Annotated in this window: 9 protein-coding genes and 1 pseudogene; 1 reads left to right on the top strand and 9 read right to left on the bottom strand. The window is 70.9% G+C overall.

Annotation, left to right across the window (positions count from 1 at the left end):
* The 8 genes and pseudogenes from tmk to AOK08_RS31595 form a co-directional block, all read right to left on the bottom strand.
* The coding region (tmk, locus tag AOK08_RS31630) for a dTMP kinase (RefSeq protein WP_055532467.1) at window positions 1-2307 on the bottom strand (2307 nt) is incomplete at its 3' end.
* A gap of 159 nt (window positions 2308-2466) precedes the next feature.
* Complete coding sequence (gene topA, locus AOK08_RS31625; protein WP_055532465.1) at window positions 2467-5322, bottom strand: type I DNA topoisomerase; 2856 nt, start codon at window positions 5320-5322, stop codon at window positions 2467-2469.
* Window positions 5323-5569: 247 nt separating this feature from the next.
* Window positions 5570-5773, bottom strand: coding sequence for a hypothetical protein (locus AOK08_RS31620; RefSeq protein ID WP_055532463.1), 204 nt, complete (start codon window positions 5771-5773; stop codon window positions 5570-5572).
* 650 nt (window positions 5774-6423) lie between these two features.
* Window positions 6424-7971 (bottom strand): DUF7059 domain-containing protein, encoded by a 1548-nt coding sequence (locus AOK08_RS31615; protein ID WP_198539455.1) that lies wholly within the window; start codon window positions 7969-7971, stop codon window positions 6424-6426.
* A 127-nt stretch (window positions 7972-8098) separates the two neighbouring features.
* Complete coding sequence (locus AOK08_RS31610) at window positions 8099-8698, bottom strand: hypothetical protein (RefSeq protein ID WP_055532461.1); 600 nt, start codon at window positions 8696-8698, stop codon at window positions 8099-8101.
* Window positions 8699-8882: 184 nt separating this feature from the next.
* A complete protein-coding gene (locus tag AOK08_RS31605; protein ID WP_055532459.1) occupies window positions 8883-11288 on the bottom strand; it encodes a sodium-translocating pyrophosphatase in 2406 nt (801 codons plus the stop codon).
* A gap of 372 nt (window positions 11289-11660) precedes the next feature.
* On the bottom strand, window positions 11661-12095 hold the full coding sequence (locus AOK08_RS31600) for an ATP-binding protein (protein ID WP_055532457.1): 435 nt from the start codon (window positions 12093-12095) through the stop codon (window positions 11661-11663).
* A gap of 131 nt (window positions 12096-12226) precedes the next feature.
* Window positions 12227-12565: pseudogene (locus AOK08_RS31595) on the bottom strand (STAS domain-containing protein); the annotation flags it as partial.
* An 80-nt stretch (window positions 12566-12645) separates the two neighbouring features.
* On the opposite strand from AOK08_RS31595, the gene AOK08_RS31590 reads away from it, so the two are divergent.
* A complete protein-coding gene (locus tag AOK08_RS31590) occupies window positions 12646-15105 on the top strand; it encodes a DEAD/DEAH box helicase (RefSeq protein ID WP_079054388.1) in 2460 nt (819 codons plus the stop codon).
* A 40-nt stretch (window positions 15106-15145) separates the two neighbouring features.
* On the opposite strand, the gene AOK08_RS31585 is transcribed toward AOK08_RS31590, so the two are convergent.
* The gene (locus AOK08_RS31585; RefSeq protein WP_079054389.1) at window positions 15146-15607 is read right to left on the bottom strand and encodes an Rv3654c family TadE-like protein; all 462 of its coding nucleotides are present in this window, start codon (window positions 15605-15607) and stop codon (window positions 15146-15148) included.
* Between the last annotated feature and the right edge of the window lie 10 nt (window positions 15608-15617).

Here is a 15617-nt window from a genome sequence, read left to right as displayed (position 1 = left end):
CTCGCGGCGCTTGCGCTCCTCCTCCTCGGCGCGCAGCCGGGCCAGCATCTCCTCGCGCTCGCGCTCGGCGCGCTCCTCCTCGGCCTTGCGCGCGGCCTCTTCCTCGGCCTTGCGCCTGGCCTCCTCCTCGGCCGCCTTGCGGGCCTCCTCCTGGGCCTTCACCTCGGCCTCGGAGAGGGGCAGCATCAGGTCGAGCCGACGCCGTACGACCGTGGTGACGGCCTCGGGCTCCTGGGCCGCGTCGACCACGAGGTAGCGGCCCGGGTCGGCGGCGGCCAGCGTGAGGAAACCGGTCCGCACGCGCTCGTGGAACTCGGCCGGTTCCGACTCCAGCCGGTCCGGCGCCTCGGTGAAGCGCTCGCGCGCGGCCTCCGGCGACACGTCGAGCAGGACGGTGAGGTGCGGCACGAGGCCGTCGGTCGCCCAGCGCGAGATGCGCGCGATCTCCGTCGGGGAGAGGTCCCGGCCGGCGCCCTGATAGGCCACGGACGAGTCGATGTACCGGTCGGAGATGACGACCGCGCCCCGCTCCAGGGCGGGCCGTACGACGGTGTCGACGTGCTCCGCGCGGTCCGCCGCGTACAGCAGCGCCTCCGCGCGGTGCGACAGCCCGGCACTCGACACGTCGAGCAGGATCGACCGCAGCCGCTTGCCCACGGGGGTCGCCCCGGGCTCGCGCGTGACCACGACCTCGTGGCCCTTGGCCCTTATCCACTCGGCGAGCGCTGTCGCCTGCGTGGACTTGCCCGCCCCGTCGCCGCCCTCCAGCGCGATGAAGAAGCCGTTCGCGGCGAGTGCCTGCGCGGGGTCGTCGCCGCCGCGCAGAGCGTCCCGCAGGTCGTGCCGCAGGGGTACCCCGGAACGGTCGTCGGCCTTGGCGAGGACCAGCGCGGCCACCGGCAGCAGCAGCGCGCCCACCAGCATGAGCGTGAACGCCGCGCCGCCGTGCGCGAAGACGAACTTGCCGCTCTCCAGGCGGTGCGGCCCGATGAGGGCGGCCACCAGGGGGGCGATCAGCGCGGCCAGCGCCACGGACACCCGTACGACAGCGTGCAGATGTTCGGTCAGCCGTGTCCGCCGCTGGTCCTCGGTCTCCTGGTCGAGGAGTGTGTGCCCGGTGTTGGCGGCGATGCCCGCGCCGATGCCCGCGAGGGCGACGATCAGCAGCACCGTCGCCACGTCCGGGACCAGCCCGGCGGCGAGCAGCGCGACCCCGGTGAAGGCGACTGCCAGCGCGAGCAGCCGGCGCCGTGACAGCGCCGGCAGCACCTTCGGTGCCGTACGAATACCGACGACCGTGCCGCCGGTCAGCACGAGGACCAGCAGCCCGAACAACACCGGGCCGCCACCCAGGTCCTTGGCGTGCAGGACGGCCACGGCGACGGTCGCCGCGACCGCGCCGGAGACTGCCGCGCAGGCGAGGACGAGCAGCGGGATCGCGCCCGTACGGCCGGTCTCGGTGGCCGTGCCGGACCTGGGGCGGCGCAGGCCTTCGAGCGGTGACCGCGCGCGCGGGGTGCGTGTGCCGGGCAGTTCAAGGGCGGTGAGCACGGACAGCGAGGCGGCGAACAGCCCGGCCGCGACATACGACCCGAAGGCCGCCTGGTGCCGGGCGAACCAGTCGATGCCGGTGCCCAGCAGGTTGTTGACGAGCGCGGCGACGACGAGCGCGGCGCCCGCGAGGGGCAGCGCGACGAACGTCGTACGCAGGGACAGGCGCCGCAGGGCGTCCATGTGGTCCGGCAGCGGGCGGACCGTCGCCCCCTCCGGGGGAGGCGTGGGCAGCAGAGCGGGCGCCGCGCTCTCCCGGCACACCGTCCAGAGACGCTCGGCGACCCCGGCCACGAAGGCGGTCACCAGGAGGATGGCGAGGGCGTTCTCCGGCGTCCAGTCGATCCACAGGGGCGCGATGACCAGGAGTACCGCGCGCAGCCCGTCGGCGCCGATCATCGTCCAGCGGCGGTCGAGCGGGCCGTCCTGCGAGGTGAGTGAGGTCAGCGGGCCGAGCAGGACGGCGCCGAAGAGCAGCGTGGCCAGAATTCGCGCCCCGAAGACGGCGGTCACGGCGAGCGCCGCGCCCCGGTAGCCGCCGCCGAACGAGCCCGCGGCGATGGCCGTCTGGAGGACGAGCACCACGAGGACCAGCAGCGCGAGCATGTCACCGACGCCGCCGACGAGCTGGGCGCTCCACAGCCGCTTCAGCTGGGGCTGGCACAGCAGGGCACGGACGGCGCGTTCGCGGGAGTCCGCGACCAACGCGTCGTCGGGGGCCTGGTGGATGGCCGTTGGCTGATTGGCTGGCGTCATGCTTTCAGCCTATCGGCAGCCACCGACAGTCCGAAGTGGCCGTCCGACGCCCGACCGCCCCGACACCTGATGGTGGCGGGGCGGTCGTTTCGCGCGACTTGTGCGGAGATTGAGTGAAGGCCGCTCTCCGGCCACTCACTCGGTCCCTCGCCAACCGGACTACTCCTCGGCCGTGGCCCTCGCGGAGGTCGCGGCGGTCGTTTTCCTGGCCGGAGCCTTCTTCGCGGCCGTCTTCTTCGCAGTGGTCGTCTTGGCGGCCGTCGTCTTCTTGGCGGCGGCGGTCTTCGTCGCGGTCGCCTTCTTGGCGGGGGCCTTCTTCGCCGGGGCCTTCTTCGCGGTCTTCTTGGCCGGCGTCTTGGCGCGCTTCTCGGCGAGCAGCTCGTAGCCGCGCTCCGGGGTGATCTCCTCGACGCTGTCGCCGGAGCGCAGGGTCGCGTTGCTCTCCCCGTCGGTGACGTACGGGCCGAAGCGACCGTCCTTGACGACCACCGGCTTTCCGCTGACCGGGTCCGTGCCCAGCTCCTTCAGCGGCGGCTTGGCGGCGGCCCGGCCGCGCTGCTTGGGCTGGGAGTAGATCTCCAGCGATTCCTCGAGGGTGATCGTGAAGAGCTGGTCCTCGGTCTGGAGCGACCGCGAGTCCGTGCCCTTCTTGAGGTACGGGCCGTAGCGGCCGTTCTGCGCGGTGATCTCCACGCCCTCCGCGTCCTTGCCGACGACCCTGGGCAGGGACATCAGCTTGAGCGCGTCGGCCAGGGTCACCGTGTCCAGGGACATCGACTTGAACAGCGAGGCCGTACGCGGCTTGACGGCGTTCTTGCCGGTCTTCGGGGTGCCCTCGGGGAGCACCTCGGTGACGTACGGGCCGTAGCGGCCGTCCCTGGCGATGATCTGGTGGCCGGACTCGGGGTCGGCGCCCAGCTCGAAGTCGCCGCTCGGCTTGGCGAGCAGTTCCTCCGCCAGTTCGACGGACAGCTCGTCGGGAGCGAGGTCCTCCTGGACGTCCGCGCGCTGGTGGTTCTCGGAGTCCTTCTCGCCGCGCTCGATGTACGGGCCGTAGCGCCCGACGCGCAGCACGATGTCGTTGCCCACCGGGAACGACGACACCTCGCGGGCGTCGATCGCGCCCAGGTCGGTGACCAGTTCCTTGAGGCCGCCGAGGTGGTCCCCGTCGCCGTTGCCCGCCTCGGCCGCGCCGCCGACGGCGGGAGCGCCCTTCGCGCCCTCGCCGAAGTAGAAGTGCCGCAGCCACGGCACGGACTGGGCCTCGCCGCGGGCGATGCGGTCGAGGTCGTCCTCCATCCGCGCGGTGAAGTCGTAGTCGACGAGCCGCCCGAAGTGCTTCTCCAGGAGGTTGACCACGGCGAACGACAGGAAGGACGGCACCAGGGCCGTGCCCTTCTTGAAGACATAGCCGCGGTCGAGGATGGTCCCGATGATCGACGCGTACGTCGACGGGCGGCCGATCTCGCGCTCTTCGAGCTCCTTGACCAGCGACGCCTCGGTGTAGCGGGCCGGGGGCTTGGTGGCGTGCCCGTCGACCGTGATCTCCTCGGCGGCCAGCGCGTCGCCCTCGTTGACCTGGGGCAGGCGGCTCTCGCGGTCGTCCAGCTCGGCGTTCGGGTCGTCGGCGCCCTCGACGTACGCCTTGAGGAAGCCGTGGAAGGTGATCGTCTTGCCGGAGGCGCTGAACTCGGCGTCGCGGGCGTCGGCGGACGTACCCGCGATCTTCACGGTGACCGAGTTGCCGACCGCGTCCTTCATCTGGGAGGCGACGGTGCGCTTCCAGATCAGCTCGTACAGCCGGAACTGGTCGCCGGTCAGGCCCGTCTCGGCCGGGGTGCGGAAACGATCACCCGACGGACGGATCGCCTCGTGCGCCTCCTGCGCGTTCTTGACCTTCCCGGCGTACGTCCGGGGGGACGAGGGCAGGTAGTCGGCGCCGTAGAGCTGGGTGACCTGGGCACGGGCGGCGTTGACCGCGGTCTCCGACAGGGTCGTGGAGTCCGTACGCATGTAGGTGATGAAGCCGTTCTCGTACAGCTTCTGCGCCACCTGCATGGTCGCCTTCGCGCCGAAGCCGAGCTTGCGGCTGGCCTCCTGCTGGAGCGTCGTCGTACGGAACGGGGCGTACGGCGAGCGGCGGTACGGCTTCGACTCGACCGAGCGGACGGCGAAGCTGGTGTCCGCCAGGGCGGCGGCGAGGGCGCGGGCGTTCGCCTCGTCCAGGTGGAGGGTGTTCGCGCTCTTGAGTTGTCCCAGGGAGTCGAAGTCGCGGCCCTGCGCGACGCGCCTGCCGTCGACGGTCGCGAGGCGGGCGACCAGCGACGACGGGTCCGACGGGTCCCCGGCGCGGCCGGTCGCGAAGGTTCCCGTCAGGTCCCAGTACTCAGCAGAACGGAAGGCGATGCGCTCGCGTTCCCGCTCGACCACAAGTCGTGTCGCGACCGACTGGACACGGCCGGCCGACAGCCGGGGCATGACCTTCTTCCACAGGACCGGCGAGACCTCGTAGCCGTAGAGACGGTCGAGGATGCGGCGGGTCTCCTGGGCGTCGACCAGCTTCTGGTTCAGCTCGCGCGGGTTGGCGACGGCCGCCTGGATCGCGGCCTTGGTGATCTCGTGGAAGACCATCCGCTTGACCGGGACCTTGGGCTTCAGGACTTCCTGGAGGTGCCACGCGATGGCCTCGCCCTCGCGGTCCTCATCGGTGGCGAGGAAGAGTTCGTCGGAGTCCTTCAGCAGGTCCTTGAGCTTCTTGACCTGGGCCTTCTTGTCCGCGTTGACCACGTAGATCGGCTGGAAGTCGTGTTCGACGTCCACTCCGAGGCGGCGCACCTCGCCGGTGTACTGCTCGGGTACCTCGGCGGCGCCGTTGGGGAGGTCGCGGATGTGCCCGACGCTCGCCTCGACGACGTATCCGGGGCCGAGATAGCCCTTGATCGTCTTCGCCTTGGCAGGCGACTCGACGATGACGAGTCGGCGGCCGCCCTGTGCGGTCTCGCTGGTCGGGGACAACTTCGCTCTTCTCTCCGGTCGACACTCGGGGTCTCCCCCGGCCTTGTTCCCGGGGTCGGGTCATGCTGACGCTGCGGAGTGTGACGGTACATCCCGCCCCCGTGTCAAACGGGAAAAGCCCGCAACGGCCACTCGAACGGTAACCCGACTACCGCCATTCCTGCCGCCCGGAGTGTCAACCCGCCCTTTCCGGCTCATGCGGAGGGTGACCATCCGGTTACCGGCACGGGTGCGCCTTACGTGCCCCTCACGCGTTTCTCGCCCACTTCACACACGGGTCGGGCGCCCTGCGCCGCCCACCGGGGGCGCCCGGCGCGGCGACGCCCACGAGGACCTCCGATGCGACGTGGTTCACACCGGAGGCGACGGGTGCCCGGTGCCGTACGCGGGTCGCGGTCCCCTTCGGCAGGCCGCCCCCGAACAGGCCGAACACCACTCCCGCGAAGATCACCGGTCCGCTCCCCTCTACTCCTGTGCCCTCTCTCCTCCCGCCCGGGAAACCCTGGCTCCGGCAGGCCGGGACATCCGGGGAAGGTCCGGGAAAGGTCCGGGAAAGGTCCGGGCGAACCCGAGGCTCACCACCGCCCGGACGACGGCCACGCGTCCCGGTGACCACCCTCCGGCCGACCCCACGGCCCCCTCCCGAAGGGACCGGCCGACCACGTTCCGTCGCCGACGGCACCCTGTTTCCCACAGCCCACGACGCGGGGCCCACCCCGGACCGGCCGCCCCAACTCGGCGTGAATATGCCGCCCCGGACTCGCCACCCGCACGCTTCCCCACGCCCCGCGCGCCGCTCCCGTGCTCCCACTGCCGTACGGCGGAGGGGTACGCGACCTGCCGTAGCCGTATCGGCCGCGGAACCCCTCTCCACCATGGCCGCCACGGCGTAGACGACCGGCCTCACAGCGACCGGCCTCACAGCGACCGGGACCAGGACCGGACCGACGCGACGACCTCACGGCGACGGACTTGGACCAGCACAGCCACCCTCACGCCGACGAACCGGACCAGCACGCCACCCCCCTCACGCCGACGAACCGAACCGGCAGTGCGGCGCCCGCGGCACCACGCCCCGGCACGTGCCTCACTCGCCTCCGCTCATCCGCCCACCGGCTCCAGGAACCCCTGTTCCACCAGCAACCGGATCTGCGCGGGGGTGCGGTCCCGCAGGGACACCGGGTCCTCGCCGACCAGTTGGGCGATGGCGTCCAGAATCCTTCCGGCGCTCAGTGTGCCGTCGCACACGCCTGCGAAGCCCGCGCCGACGGTGTCCACCTTGGTGGCCCGGCGCATCCCGCGGTGCTGGCGCAGCACCACGTGTTCCGGGTCCTCGGCACCGGGCAGCCCGACCTGCTCCTGCACGACCTCGTCGGCGAGTCTGAAGTGCCCGGCGAGCAGGGCCGCGTCGTCATGGGCGCGCAGGTAGTCCACGCGCTCGAAGTGCGCCCGGACCGTGTCCCCGAGCGGCTGTTCGATGGAGTGTGGCCACTCCTCCACGGTGATCGAGGGCTCGCCCGCCCCCGTCCTCCGCAGCGTGATCCAGCCGAACCCGACCGACTTCACCTTGCGCGCCTCGAACTCGTCCAGCCAGGCGTCGTACCGCGCGCGGTACTCCGCCGGGTCGGAGCGGTGGTCGCCGGAGTCGCGCAGCCACAGCTCGGCGTACTGCGTGACGTCCTGCACCTCGCGCTGCACGATCCAGGCGTCGCACCCGCGTGGCACCCAGGACCTCAGCCTGTCCTGCCAGTCCTCCCCTTCCACGTGCTGCCAGTTGGCGAGGAACTGCGCGAACCCGCCCTCCCGCAGCCGCTCCCCCGCCTCCTGAACGAGCGTGCGGCACAGATCGTCCCCGCCCATCCCGCCGTCCCGGTACGTGAGCCGGGCGCCCGGCGAGATCACGAACGGCGGGTTGGAGACGATCAGGTCGTACGTCTCGTCGTCCCGGACCGGCTCGAAGAGCGAGCCCTCACGCAGGTCGGCCGCCGGGGCGCCGGACAGCGCGAGTGTCAGCGCGGTGATGTGCAGGGCACGAGGGTTGAGGTCGGTCGCCGTCACGCGCGTGGCGTGCTGGGCCGCGTGCAGCGCCTGGATCCCGGAGCCGGTGCCCAGGTCGAGCGCGGAGGCCACGGGCGTACGGACCGTGATGCCGGCGAGGGTCGTGGAGGCCCCGCCCACCCCGAGCACGACACTCTCGTCGCGGCTGCCGATGCCACCGGCGCCGCCCACCGCGCACCCCAGGTCGGACACGATGAACCAGTCCTCGCCACTCGGCCCGCCGTACGGCCGTACGTCGACGGTGGCGGCCACCTCGCCGTCGCCCCCGGAGTCCGTGCCGACGGCGACGAGCCATCCGCTCGCCAGACAGTCGTCGACGGGCAGCACGCCCGCCACGCGCGCGTGGGACACGGGTTGCTGCAACAGGAACAGCCGTACGAGCAGTTCCAGCGGCGTACCGCCACGGGTCGCCCGGAGCGCGGGCACGGTCTCGCTGCGCGCCAGAGCGGCGTAGGCGGGCGCGCCGAGCAGGTCGAGCAGCCCGTCGGCGGTGAAGTCGGCGGCCAGAAGGGCGTCCCGGAGGCGCGCGGCGGCGTCGGGACGGGCGGCGGAGGGCAGGGCGTGCAGGCTGGCGTTACTCACGCTCCCCATTGTGTCCGTCCCGCCGCTCCGCCGCGCACGCCTGTGGACAGACGCGCGCGGACATCCCGTACACCTGTGGAAAACTCCGCGCCGGGGCGCGGCGGGGCCTGCCGGAACGGTCAGCGGGAGGGAACGGTCAGCCGGCCGTCGAAGGGGCCGCCGGGGACACCGGGGTCGACTTGCAACTCGCCTGCTTGGCCATGGACTTGCCCACGTCGCCCTCCTCCAGGGCCTTCAGGGCGTCGTTGCCGCTCTTGCTGAGCTTGTCGAGCTGAGTGGCGACACCCTTGAGGCCGTCGGCGAACTTGGCCTGGTTCTTGATGTCGAGGCCGTCCACCTGCGTCTTCAGCGCCGCGTAGGCGGCCGCGATGTCGTTGAGTTCCTTGACTGCGTTCGCCTTCTTCAACTCGCCGCCGTCGACGTTCGGCGCACCCGCGGTGTTCACGCCCGCTCCGATCGCCTTGTAGGCGTCCGCCATGTCCTGGAAGGCCTGCGCGTCGGTCTTGCGGATGTCCTCCGGTGTGCTGTTGTCGGAGGTCTCCTTCTGGATCGCGGTGCTGGCGGCCTCGATCTTCCGCGCCTGCGGTTTGACCGCATCGCAGACCTGCTTGGCCCAGGCATCCAGCTTCTTGTTGCCGTCGTCGCTGCTGCTGCATCCCGACAGCGCGAGTACCAGCACCGCACCGCCCGACAGTGCGACCGCGAGCTTCTTGTTCACCGGATTGGTCCCTTCCATGGCTCTCGGCCCCGGAACATACACGCCAACCGGGCGACATCAGCGTGACGGACGCCCGCTTGATGTGTTATTGCAGCCATTTGCACCAGAGAGAGAAGGCTCACGAAAATGGTCGGCAACCCACGCCGAGCGGGCGGACGGCACGTCACTACGCGCCGCCCGCCCGCTCGTTGAACCGCTCTCGCTACGAAACCACCGCCGGGTCCGCCGACTTGGCCGCCCGGTCCCCCTCCCCGTTCTCGTCGTCCCCCGCGACCCCGCGCCGCTTGGACACGTACACCGCGCCCACGATCACCACGATCGCCAGGACGGCGATGACGATGCGCAGGGCGAGGTTCTCGTCGTCGCCGTAGCTGAACTTGATGATCGCGGGCGCGACGAGCAGCGCGACCAGGTTCATCACCTTCAGCAGCGGGTTGATGGCGGGGCCGGCGGTGTCCTTGAACGGGTCGCCGACGGTGTCCCCGATGACGGTCGCCGCATGGGCCTCGCTGCCCTTGCCGCCGTGATGGCCGTCCTCCACCAGCTTCTTCGCGTTGTCCCAGGCGCCACCGGAGTTGGCGAGGAACACCGCCATCAGCGTGCCGGTGCCGATCGCGCCCGCGAGGAACGCGCCGAGCGGGCCGACCCCGAGCGTGAACCCGATGGCGATGGGCGCCAGGACGGCCAGCAGCCCGGGCGTGGCGAGTTCCCGGAGCGCGTCCTTCGTACAGATGTCCACGACGCGCCCGTACTCGGGTTTCTCGGTGTAGTCCATGATCCCGGGGTGCTCGCGGAACTGCCGCCGCACCTCGTAGACGACCGAACCGGCCGACCGCGAGACCGCGCTGATCGCCAGCCCCGAGAACAGGAAGACGACCGCCGCGCCGGCGATCAGACCGACCAGGTTGTTGGGCTGCGAGATGTCCATCACCAGGTTCAACGGCCCGCCCGCGCCGACCTTCTCGCCCACCTCGCGCGCCGCGGTCGTGATCGCGTCGCGGTACGACCCGAAGAGCGCCGACGCGGCCAGGACGGCCGTGGCGATGGCGATGCCCTTGGTGATGGCCTTGGTGGTGTTGCCGACGGCGTCCAGGTCGGTGAGCACCTGCGCGCCGGCGCCCTCGACGTCACCGGACATCTCGGCGATGCCCTGGGCGTTGTCGGAGACCGGCCCGAAGGTGTCCATCGCGACGATCACACCGACCGTGGTGAGCAGGCCGGTGCCGGCCAGTGCCACCGCGAACAGCGCCAGCATGATGGACGTACCGCCGAGCAGGAACGCCCCGTACACGCCGAGGCCGATCAACAGGGCGGTGTAGACGGCCGATTCGAGCCCGATGGAGATACCGGCGAGGACGACGGTGGCCGCGCCGGTGAGGGAGCTCTTGCCGATGTCCCGTACGGGCCTGCGGGTTGTCTCGGTGAAATAGCCGGTCAGTTGCTGGATCAGGGCCGCCAGCACGATGCCGATGGCCACCGCGAGGAGCGCCAGGATCCGCGGATCGCCGCCCTTGCCGGAGATCGCCGTGTCGGTGACCCCGTCCAGGTCGGCGTACGACGACGGCAGGTAGACGAAGACGGCGATCGCGACGAGTGCGAGCGAGATCACAGCGGAGATGAAGAAGCCTCGGTTGATCGCGCTCATGCCGCTGCGGTCGGAACGCCTCGGCGCCACCGCGAAGATGCCGACCATCGCCGTGAGTACGCCGATCGCGGGCACCAGGAGCGGGAAGGCCAGCCCGATGTCGCCGAAGGCGGCCTTGCCGAGGATCAGGGCGGCGACGAGCGTCACGGCGTACGACTCGAAGAGGTCGGCCGCCATGCCCGCGCAGTCGCCGACGTTGTCGCCCACGTTGTCGGCGATGGTCGCGGCGTTGCGCGGATCGTCCTCCGGGATGCCCTGTTCGACCTTGCCGACCAGGTCGGCGCCGACGTCGGCGGCCTTGGTGAAGATGCCGCCGCCGACCCGCATGAACATGGCGATAAGGGCGGCGCCGAGGCCGAAGCCCTCGAGCACCTTCGGCGCGTCGGCCGCGTACACCAGCACCACGCAGGAGGCGCCGAGCAGGCCGAGGCCCACGGTGAACATGCCGACGACACCGCCCGTACGGAAAGCGATCTTCATCGCTTTGTGCGAGACGTCCGTGAGATCCTTTTTCGGCTCGCCCGGCGCCGGCGTCGCTTCCCGTGCCGCTGCGGCGACCCGCACATTGCTGCGCACGGCGAGCCACATGCCGATATACCCGGTGGCCGCCGAGAACGCGGCGCCGATCAAGAAGAACACCGACCGCCCGGCGCGCTGTTTCCAGTCGTCCGCGGGCAGCAGCATCAGCAGGAAGAACACGATCACGGCGAATACGCCGAGCGTGCGCAACTGCCGTGCCAGATAGGCGTTCGCGCCTTCCTGGATCGCCTTGGCGATCTCCTTCATGCTGTCGGTGCCCTCGCCCGCCGCGAGCACCTGGCGCACCAGGACCCCGGCGACCACGAGCGCCGCCAGGGCGACAACGCCGATGACCATCACGATCAGCCGGTTGTCGTCGGTCAGCACCGCGGCTGCGAGCGTTGTGGGCTGGTCGAACCGTTGAGGGATAGAAAGCCCCGCCATTCGTCCTCCTTGACGCTTGGGCTGAGCTCAAGATGTGGACGGGATTGTAGGTACCGGAACCTGATCAAAACAGTACGCGGAAACGGAATAGATTGCCCCATGCTATTCAGCAAATGATCGGCGGGAGATCAGCAGAAGATCCCCGGGTGATCCATTGACCCATTTGGCGTAATGCGGCTGGCGCATTCACGCGTGATCAATTTTCCGCGCGGCTGGTCGTGAATACCTTCACTAATTCCGGAAACCGCCGATAAAAACGCCAAGGGCCCTGCTCAGCAGGGCCCTTGAGGCTGTACGGGGGGGTGGGTGAGTCGATGTGCCGTCGTCAGGGGTCGGCAGTCGTCAGCAGTCGTCAGCAGTCGCCAGGAGTCGTCAGGAGAGGAGTGTGGCCGGCGGCGCGGTCGGCCAGCTCATGCGGATCGATCCGCCGTTCTCTCCCGCGGTGACCTCGACGTCGTCGACGAGGCCGCTGATGACCGCGAGGCCCATCTCGTCCTCCTCGGCATCCGCGTCCACGCCGCCGTCGGCGCCCGAAGCGCCGTCACCGGGAGCCGAGCGGGGTGCCTCGTCGCCCACCTCGATGGAGAACAGCTTCTCCTCCTCGGTCAGCGTCACCCACACCGGCTCCGAGATGCCGCCGCTCTGGTGCAGGCCGACGGCACGGGAACACGCCTCGCCGACGGCGAGTCGCACCTCGTCGAGTACGGCCTCGTCCACTCCGGCCCTGCGCGCCACCGCTGCCGCCACCAGTCGGGCGGTCCTGACGTGCTCGGGCAGCGCGCTGAAGCGGAGTTCAACGGTGGCCATGCATCCCCCTCGGAATACGGGCGTGCGGTCAGGGGGCCGGATCGCCGTGACCCGGACCCCCCTCGTTAACTTTCCTCCGTCACAGGACGCACCCGCGGATGACCGCACGCGCGTCCGGCGAACGGCCGCCAGTCGGTGGCCGCCACCGCTTCGTCGACCGAGGTGTGAATCGGGAACACCTTGGTCAGACCGGTGATGCGGAAGATCTTCAGAATGCGCTCCTGGTTGCACACCAGGCGCAGCGAGCCCTCGTGGGCACGCACACGCTTCAGGCCGCCGACCAGCACGCCGAGCCCGGTGGAGTCGAGGAAGTCGACACCCTCCATGTCCACGACGAGATGAAAACTCCCGTCGTTGACCAGCTCGACCAGCTGCTCACGCAGCTTGGGCGCGGTATAAACGTCGATTTCGCCACCGACCTCGACGACCGTACGATCGCCGACGGTACGGGTCGACAGGGACAGGTCCACGGATCCTCCAGCACCTTGCTATCGAGCGGTCATCCCAAGGGACACCTCGGCAGAGTCCCCAGGACGGTTCGCCAGCCGCGATGGCATTCAATCACTTACCGCAGGGCGTGCACGACGCCTTGGACCCATTGTCCGTCACGCCAGTGACACACTCGATGCCGATGGCCAAGAATCACCGATCCGAACGACCCTCGGCTTTCGCCGCCCCACGACCCGATCCGGGCACGATCCTGGACCGGCTCACCTCGGGGCCGAGCCGGTCTTCGCGCATCACTCATACGGAGCACTTGCCCCCACGTGCGGGCCGTCATGCCGTCTGGCCCGACCGGATTCGCGCCGAGGTCGTCGCGGCCGTCCAGGCAGCCGGAATCGAACACCCCTGGGCCCACCAGGCACTGGCCGCCGAGCACGCCCTGGACGGCGAGAACGTGATCGTCGCCACAGGAACCGCCTCGGGCAAGTCGCTCGCCTACCTCGTACCGGTCCTCTCGTGCCTCCTGGACGGCTCCGAGGCCCCCAACGGCCGTGGGGCGACCGCCCTGTACCTCGCCCCGACCAAAGCCCTCGCAGCCGACCAGCGACGTTCCGTGAAGGAACTTTCACAACCTTTGGGAAACGCGGTGCGACCGGCCGTGTACGACGGCGACACGCCCGTCGAGGAACGCGAGTGGATCCGCCAGTACGCGAACTACGTCCTGACCAACCCGGACATGCTCCACCGGGGGATACTCCCGTCCCACCCCCGCTGGGCCTCCTTCCTGAAGTCGCTGAAGTACGTCGTCATCGACGAGTGCCACACCTACCGTGGCGTTTTCGGCTCCCATGTCGCCCAGGTCCTGCGCCGGTTGCGCCGCCTGTGCGCCCGCTACGGCGCCTCCCCCGTGTTCCTGCTCGCCTCCGCCACGGCCGCCGAGCCGTCCGTCGCGGCAGGCCGTCTGACGGGCCTCCCGGTGATCGAGGTCGCGGACGACGCCTCACCACGCGGTGAACTGGTGTTCGCCCTCTGGGAGCCCCCGCTCACCGAGCTGCACGGCGAGAAGGGCGCTCCCGTCCGCCGTACGGCCACCGCCGAGACCGCCGACCTGCTGACCGACCTCACCCTCCAGGGCGTGCGCTCGGTGGCCTTCGTACGCTCCCGGCGCGGCGCCGAGCTGATCTCGGTGATCGCCCAGGAACGGCTGTCCGAGATCGACCGCTCGCTGGCCCGGCGCGTGGCCGCCTACCGGGGCGGTTACCTCCCCGAGGAGCGCAGAGCCCTCGAACAGGCTCTCCACTCCGGCGAACTCCTCGGCCTGGCCGCCACCACCGCCCTCGAACTCGGCATCGACGTCTCGGGGTTGGACGCCGTCGTCATCGCCGGCTATCCGGGCACCCGCGCCTCCCTGTGGCAGCAGGCGGGCCGCGCCGGACGCGCCGGACAGGGCGCGCTGGCGATCCTGGTCGCCCGTGACGACCCGCTGGACACGTTCCTCGTCCACCACCCCGAAGCCCTGTTCGACCAGCCGGTCGAGTCGACTGTCCTCGACCCCGACAACCCCTACGTCCTGGCCCCCCACCTCTGTGCCGCGGCGGCCGAATCCCCCCTGGTCGAGGCGGACCTGGAACTCTTCGGCCCGGAAACGGCGGCCCTGCTCCCGCAGTTGGAGGCCGCCAAGCTGCTCCGCCGCCGCACCGGTGGCTGGCACTGGACCCGCCGGGAGCGGGCCGCCGACCTGGCCGACATCCGGGGCGGTGGCGGCAACCCGGTCCAGATCGTCGAGGAGGGCACGGGACGGCTGCTCGGCACGGTGGACGCGGGCGCCTCGCACGCGGCCGTGCACGAGGGCGCGGTCCACCTCCACCAGGGCCGCACCTATCTCGTCCGCTCCCTGGACCTGGCGGACTCGGTCGCCCTGGTCGAGGAGGCGAACCCGCCGTATTCGACGGTCGCCCGTGACACGACGTCCATCGCCGTCCTGGAGACCGACACCGAGATCCCGTGGGGCGACGGCCGCCTCTGCTACGGCTCCGTCGAGGTCACCAACCAGGTCGTCTCCTTCCTGCGCCGGCGCGTCATCACCGGCGAGGTCCTGGGCGAGACAAAGCTCGACCTCCCGCCTCGTACGCTGCGCACCCGTGCCGTGTGGTGGACCGTCACCGAGGACCAGCTCGACGCGGCCCGCGTCAACCCGGAGATCCTCGGCGGCGCCCTGCACGCCGCCGAACACGCGTCGATCGGCATGCTGCCCCTCTTCGCGACCTGCGACCGCTGGGACATCGGCGGCGTCTCCGTCCCGCTCCACCCGGACACCCTCCTCCCCACGGTCTTCGTGTACGACGGCCACCCGGGCGGCGCCGGCTTCGCGGAGCGCGCCTTCCACACGGCCCGCTCCTGGCTGACGGCCACCCGGCAGGCCATCGCCTCCTGCGAGTGCGACGCCGGCTGCCCGTCCTGCATCCAGTCCCCCAAGTGCGGCAACGGCAACGAGCCCTTGCACAAACGGGGGGCGGTGCGGTTGCTGACGGTTCTGCTGCGGGGAGCGCCGGAGGAGAAGGCTTAGCGCCCGCCCGTACGGGTGCACGGGGGTGTACGAGGTCGGCTCAGGTCGGTCTCAGCGGGCCCGGAGGCCCCGGTGGGCCCGCTCTCGACCGCACCTCCGCCGCGAACAGGCCCCGTCCCGATATCACCGTCAGGTCCGACGTCTCGCCCACCATCACGCACCGAACGAGCCGCGCGCCCTGAGCCGAAGCCACCCGGCCCGCCCGCGCACAGGCCGCCGAGGCACCCTCCGTCCAGTGGTCCGCCGCCGCGAGGGCCGCCAGGTCGGCGCCCGCCGCCGCCCGATGCCGGGCCACAGCGGCCTGCCCCATGGCGAGCACCGCACCGAACACCACACACAGGACGGCGATGGCACCCACGCTCCAGACGGTCGCGGAGCCACGGTCGGAGCGGACTGAGCAGGCCCAGCGGGCTGAGCCACCGTCGGAGCTGGTCGAGCGGGCTGAGCGGGCGGAAACAGCTCTGGCGAGCCTCGCGGGCCACCCGTCTCCCCCGCGCCTCACGCCCCCACCC

The organism is Streptomyces graminilatus (assembly GCF_001418565.1).
In the GTDB taxonomy this organism is placed as follows: domain Bacteria; phylum Actinomycetota; class Actinomycetes; order Streptomycetales; family Streptomycetaceae; genus Streptomyces; species Streptomyces graminilatus.
The sequence above is the reverse complement of the archived record's forward strand: the minus strand, read 5'-3'. Positions and strand labels throughout refer to the sequence as shown.

Excerpts from the sequence above, each read along its gene's own strand:
- AOK08_RS31615 (WP_198539455.1), bottom strand. The coding sequence starts at position 7,971 with ATGGGGAGCGTGAGTAACGCCAGCCTGCACGCCCTGCCCTCCGCCGCC.
- AOK08_RS31590 (WP_079054388.1), top strand. The coding sequence starts at position 12,646 with ATGGCATTCAATCACTTACCGCAGGGCGTGCACGACGCCTTGGACCCA.
- AOK08_RS31610 (WP_055532461.1), bottom strand. The coding sequence starts at position 8,698 with ATGGAAGGGACCAATCCGGTGAACAAGAAGCTCGCGGTCGCACTGTCG.
- AOK08_RS31600 (WP_055532457.1), bottom strand. The coding sequence starts at position 12,095 with ATGGCCACCGTTGAACTCCGCTTCAGCGCGCTGCCCGAGCACGTCAGG.
- AOK08_RS31605 (WP_055532459.1), bottom strand. The coding sequence starts at position 11,288 with ATGGCGGGGCTTTCTATCCCTCAACGGTTCGACCAGCCCACAACGCTC.